General features: G+C 76.7%; 4 protein-coding genes. 3 read left to right on the top strand and 1 reads right to left on the bottom strand.

Going from position 1 to position 2,827, the window contains the following annotated elements; translation table 11 throughout:
* From G5C62_RS26435 to G5C62_RS26445, 3 genes are all read left to right on the top strand, one after another.
* The coding region (locus tag G5C62_RS26435) for a (2Fe-2S)-binding protein (RefSeq protein ID WP_206330882.1) at positions 1 to 876 on the top strand (876 nt) is incomplete at its 5' end.
* 33 nt (positions 877 to 909) lie between these two features.
* The gene (locus tag G5C62_RS26440; RefSeq protein WP_164703333.1) at positions 910 to 1,362 is read left to right on the top strand and encodes a universal stress protein; all 453 of its coding nucleotides are present in this window, start codon (positions 910 to 912) and stop codon (positions 1,360 to 1,362) included.
* A gap of 54 nt (positions 1,363 to 1,416) precedes the next feature.
* Complete coding sequence (locus G5C62_RS26445) at positions 1,417 to 1,875, top strand: GyrI-like domain-containing protein (RefSeq protein ID WP_164703334.1); 459 nt, start codon at positions 1,417 to 1,419, stop codon at positions 1,873 to 1,875.
* A gap of 4 nt (positions 1,876 to 1,879) precedes the next feature.
* Here the strand turns inward: G5C62_RS26445 and G5C62_RS26450 are convergent.
* On the bottom strand, positions 1,880 to 2,827 hold a 948-nt coding region (locus G5C62_RS26450), incomplete at its 5' end, for an MFS transporter (protein ID WP_164703335.1).

Consider the following 2,827-nt stretch of genomic DNA (forward strand, 5'->3'; position numbering starts at 1 on the left):
CCGTCGCCGGAACCGGTGCCCGATCTGCCGCTGCCGGACGGCCCGGTGCTGGACAACCTGCACCCTGCCCTCGAACACGCCTGGCACCCGGTCGCCCTGTCCACCGACCTCCGTGCCGGCGGCTACCTGCAGACCCGGCTGCTGGGGCGCACCTGGACGGTGCACCGCCGGACCGGCGGCGTACTGGCCGCCGATCCCCCTGCGTGGGGCGTCGTCGAGCACCTGGGTGTCGTCTGGATCGCCCCGGCCGAACCGTCGGCCGAACTGCTCGCCGTCCCGGAGACCGCCGACCCGCTGGCCGTGTCCGGCTGGCTGCCCCCGGCCCGCAGTCCCGCCTCGGCCGGTGCGCTGGCCGACGCCTTCCTCGACACCTCGCGTCACCCCGCGCACCCGACGTCGGGTCCGCCGGAGCCGGCCGTCCCGGAGCTGACGTACGAGCGCGGCGGCTTCTCCGGCGTGCAGGAGGAGCAGCTGGGCGGTCGGCGGGTCACCGCCGTCCACCGGGCCCCGTTCCAGCTGGTGCGACGGGAGGAGGACCTGCGGACGGGCGTGGTCACCACGGTCGTGCGGCTGCTGCAGCCCGAGGACGCCGACTCGACCCGGGTGCACACCCGCGTCCTGGTGCAGCAGACCAGCGGGGCGGCCTCCCCCGGCGCCCTGGCGGCGGCGGTGGCGAGCGCGGCCGCCGTGCTCGACCAGGACCTCGCGTTGCTGGCGCGCTGGGGCAGCACCGGGCTGCCGCTGCTCCCCCGGGACGAGCTGCACCTGCGGGCCGACCGGCTGGGGGTCGCGCTCCGCCGGACGCTGGCCGACTTCGCCACCGACCGTACGGCCGCCGGGCAGACCGAGGAGCTGCAGCGGCGCGCCACCGCCTGATCCGGCAGCGCTCCGGTCCCGCAGGATGGGCCGATGACCGCAGCGGGGCAGTTCGAGCGGGGCACCGACGGCCCGCGGGTGATCCTGGTCGGGGTGGACGGCTCCCCGACGTCACTGCGTGCAGCGGCCTACGCGGCCGGGCTGGCCCGCCGCCAGCGCTCCCGGCTGGTCGCGGTCTACGTCGGGGAGCCGCCGTCGATGGTCGGCTGGGTGCCCGAGGCCCAGGCGGTCGCCCAGGACGCCGCCGCCCAGGTGGGCGAGGAGCTGCGCCGTGAGCTGCAGTCGGCGGCCGAGGACCTGGGCATCGCGGTGGAGCTGTGCACCGCCCAGGGTGACCCGGTGACCGAGCTGTCCCGGATCGCCGACGAGCTGCCGGCGGACGCGGTGCTGGTGGGCGCGTCCGAGCAGGCCGGCCACCGGGTGATCGGATCGGTGGCGGTCCGGCTGGTGCGGGTCGGCCGCTGGCCGGTGACCGTCGTCCCCTGACGCGGCGGGGACGGGACCGCGCCGCCGTCTGCTGAGCCGCTACGGTTCGTCGGCGTGGCGACCAACTCCCCGGAAGTGACCGACCTGCCCGAGCTGCGCGTGGTCGGGGTGCAGCTCGAGGCCCCGTTCGACGAGCTGCGGCACCGGGTCCCGGTTGCCTGGCAGGCGGTCCTGGGCCGGGCCGTCGAGCTGCCGGACCCCGGGGCGACGGGGTACGTCGAGGCCAGCCAGCACCTCGGTGGCGGGCGCTACCGGGAGACGGTGGGGGTGCTCGCCGGCGCGGACACGGCCGTGCCGGTGGGCATGACGGCCGTGGTCCTGCCGGCGAGGCGCTGGGCTCGGCTGGTCCACGACGGGCCGCTGCCCGAGGTCGCCGAGAGCTTCGGCCGGCTGCACGACTGGTGCGCCCAGCAGGGCCTGGCGTACGGGGACCTCAAGCTGGACACCGGGTACACCGCCGACGGCACCGGTCCGCACGTGCTGCACGTCGACGTCCCGGGCACGTCCGCCTGACGGCTCAGGACGCAGCCGGCTCCTCGTCCGCGGCGAAGGCGTTGGCCACCAGGTCCCGGTGGGCGGCGAGCAGCCACCAGAGTGCCCCGGCGAGCAGCAGCTGGGCAGCGCCGGACACCGCGAACACGGTGGGCACGCTCGTCGCGTCGGCCAGCAGCCCACCGGCCAGCGCGCCCAGCGGGATGCCGCCCCAGACCAGCGTCCGGTAGCCGCCCTGGACCCGGCCGAACAGCGCCTCGGGGATGAGCGCCTGACGCAGCGACATGGTGAGCACGTTCCAGAACAGCACCCCCGCCGTCCCGACCCCGTACAGCGCCCCGGCCACGACGCCGTTCTCGGTGAACGCCATGGCGCCCAGGGTCAGCGCGGCCAGCACCGACCCGACGACCAGCGTGGCGGTGCGGCCGATCCGGGCGGCCAGCGGCGCGGCGGTGAGCCCGCCGGCCACCGCACCCACCCCGGCGGCGGTGAGCAGCAACCCGTACCCGGCCGCGCCGATCTCCAGCGTGTCCAGCGCGTACAGCACGAAGACGCCGGTGGTCATCGACGAGGTGAGCGCGGTGCTCGCCGAGACGAGGGTGAGGCCGCGGAGGAAGCGGTGCCGCCACAGCCAGCCCACGCCCTCGGCGACGTCCCGGCGGATCGTCGTGGGCGGGCCCCCGCCGCGGACCGGCCGGTGCGTGCCGGCGATGCCGACCACCAGGACGGCGGCGAGCAGGAAACCACCGGCGGTGGTGAGCAGCGGCGCGGCGGCCGCGAGGACGAACAGCACCGAGCCCAGCGGCGCGCCGATGAACCCCTGGCTGGCCTCCTCGGCGGTGGTGAGCAGCCCGTTGCCGCGGTCGAGCTGGTCGCGGCGGACCACCTGCGGCAGCATCGCCCGGGCCGCGCTGTCGTACACCGTCTCCGCGACCCCCACCGCGAACGCCACGGCGTAGAGGACGGCGAGCGA

The sequence above is a fragment of the Modestobacter sp. KNN46-3 genome, from assembly GCF_011039295.1.

Bases quoted from the DNA above. Each gene is read 5' to 3' on its own strand.
- G5C62_RS26440 (WP_164703333.1), top strand. From the start codon at position 910: ATGACCGCAGCGGGGCAGTTCGAGCGGGGCACCGACGGCCCGCGGGTG.